Below are 2,515 nucleotides of genomic sequence, written 5' to 3'. Positions count from 1 at the left end.
CGGGCGTGCTGGCGGGCGCCCGAGGTCGTGGACGTGCTGTCGGTGATGCTGGTTTCGGTCGTGCTGGTCATCAGGTCACTCTCCGATCGTGACGGGTTTGGGATGGGTCTTACCGCGGGGGAAGCACAGGATTCCGAGCCCCACCACGGCGAGGACGGTGAGGACGCCGGCCCATCGCATCCACGGGGTCTGCCCGGAGGGGTCGAAGATCTCCGTCCGCGGCCAGGCGAGGTTGACCGTCATGAGCAGGCCGTACCCCACGGCGAGGACGTTGACGGGGATCCCCCAGCGGCCCAGCGAGAACAGGGGTTTGCCCTCGGCGTCGGTGAGGCGCGGGCCGTTCGGCCATCCCCGGAGTCGGCGCAGGAGCAGCGGCGCGGTCACGCACAGGTAGGCGAGGTAGATGAGGATGATGCACACCGAGGCGAGGGTCGCGAAGATGGCGGCGTTGCCCATGTTGACCAGCAGGATCGCGATGCAGGACACGCCGATGAGCACGGCCGGGGCGATCGGGGTGCCGGTGCGGGGGTTGACGCGGGACAGGGTCGCCGAGAAGGGCAGGCGCCCGTCGCGGGCCATCGAGAACATCAACCGGGTGGCCGCGGTCTGGATGGCGAGGGTGCAGATGAAGATGGCCACGACGACCACCACGAGGAGCACCTTGCCCCAGAAGTTCCCGAGCACCGAGTTCAGGACGTACGGCAGTCCCTCGGTGGCCAGCCGGCCGTCGGTGAGACTGGGCGCGGCCATGAGCGCGGCGAGGATCATGAGTCCGCCACCGAGGGCCGAGACCGTCAGGGCCATCCGGATGGTCCGCGGAGCGACCCTGCGGGGGTTGACGGTCTCCTCCGCCAGCTCACCGGCCGAGCCGAAGCCCACCATCACGTAGGCGGCCATGAGTCCGGAGACGACCCAGGCCCAGATGTACCCGGGCTGGTCCCCCATGCCCGCCGTGTCGAAGACGACCTGCGGTCCGCGGACGGCGTGGGTCACCAGCGCGAGGATCACCGCGACGACACCGACGATCTCGCAGGTCACGCCGATGTTGTTGACGTAGGCCATCCATCTGATGCCGAGGGAGTTGATCGTGGTGGTGATGACGAGCAGCACCGATCCCAGCAGGACGGCGTTCGCCGCACCGGAGGGTGAGGTGAGGGCCGGGTCGTCGCCGATGACCTGGAAGCCGGACCAGATGCTGGGAAGCACGACCTGGAGCGCGATGGCCGCCGCCGAGGCGGTAACGATCTGGGCGAGGATCATGAACCAGCCCCCGAACCACCCGATTATCTCGCCTCCCATCCGCCTCGACCACTGGTAGATCGCTCCCGAGAGGGGATACCGCGCCGCGAGCTCGGCGAAACACAGCGCCACCAGGAACTGGCCCGCGAACACGATCGGCCAGGTCCAGAAGAACGCCGGTCCACCGAACCCGTACCCCAGTCCGAACAGCTGGAAGATGGTGGTGAGGATCGAGACGAACGAGAACCCGGCCGCGAACGACGCGAAGGTGCCGAGGCTGCGGTGGAGCTGCTGGTCGTAACCGAGGTCGGCGAGGTCGTCGTGGTCGCCCCGACGTGCGGCAGCCGAGGTGGACGCGTCGCTCCGACCAGTGGGGACCGGGGTGGTGAGGCCGGAGGGATCGCTCATGTCCGGGACTCCTCTCGGGGTGGGGTCCGAGCTGCGCCGGGACCATTTCCTGTCTGCCGATAGTTTTCCCATCGCGTGTGACCCCCGGGTTGCCCGGTGTTTCGATCCGATTAACAGGCCCTCACGCCTTCGCCCACCCCTCGCCGGGCGGCCCGACCGCATGATCGAATGCCCCCATGCCGACCCCTCGTGACCCCCGAGACGAGCGCGCGAGAGCCTGGTCCGATGCGGTGCGGCGCGAGCTCACCGCGCGACTGGGTCCGTCGGTGTCCCCTGCCGTCTGGGTCACCGGATCGGTGGGTCGCGGGGAGGCCGTCCCGGGGAGTGACCTGGAAACCCTCGCCGTCGTCGTCGATCCCGGCGACCCCGGTCGACCCGACGACCGAACGGTGCGCCGCGCTGTCGCCTCCACAGATCTCTCGCACGAACCGTGGTTCGCCGAGACCTCCCCCGCCTCGGCCGCTGATCCCCGTCTGATCAGGAGCGTCGCCGGATGGACGCGGGCCGCCGACGGGTGGGCCGACGCCCCCGCCCGCGACCTGGGGGTCGTCCACCTCGGACTGCTGTCCGACGCCCGGCCGTTGACGGACGACCACGACGACCCCGGACTCCTGCCACGTATCGCCGTCCGGGCCGTGGCCGACCATCCGGTGATCCTCACGGACATCCTCGCCGACGCACTGTCCACCCGCGCATCGGTGCCGTCCCGGCTCACCCGCGCCCTGCGGTCGGACCCGGTCGTCGACCTCAAGCACTGCGTCCTCACCCCGGTCGTCAAGCTCGCCCGGTGGGCCGCGCTGCGGGCCGGGGTGACGGCCACCTCGACCGACGCACGCCTCGAACTCGCCGCCGACCCCCGGGTCCTGCC

The 2,515-nt window shown here is 70.1% G+C and carries 2 protein-coding genes; one reads left to right on the top strand and one right to left on the bottom strand.

Going from position 1 to position 2,515, the window contains the following annotated elements:
• Positions 1–75 precede the first annotated feature (75 nt).
• The gene (locus tag G6026_RS16050; protein WP_107755306.1) at positions 76–1,647 is read right to left on the bottom strand and encodes an amino acid permease; all 1,572 of its coding nucleotides are present in this window, start codon (positions 1,645–1,647) and stop codon (positions 76–78) included.
• 176 nt (positions 1,648–1,823) lie between these two features.
• Between G6026_RS16050 and G6026_RS16045 the strand changes: the two genes are divergently transcribed.
• Positions 1,824–2,515 (top strand): putative nucleotidyltransferase substrate binding domain-containing protein (locus G6026_RS16045; protein WP_277815622.1); only part of this gene is annotated, 692 nt, incomplete at its 3' end.

This window comes from Dietzia sp. DQ11-38-2, from assembly GCF_014145055.1.
Classification (GTDB): Bacteria; Actinomycetota; Actinomycetes; order Mycobacteriales; family Mycobacteriaceae; genus Dietzia.
This window is presented reverse-complemented; position numbering and strand designations above follow the sequence as displayed.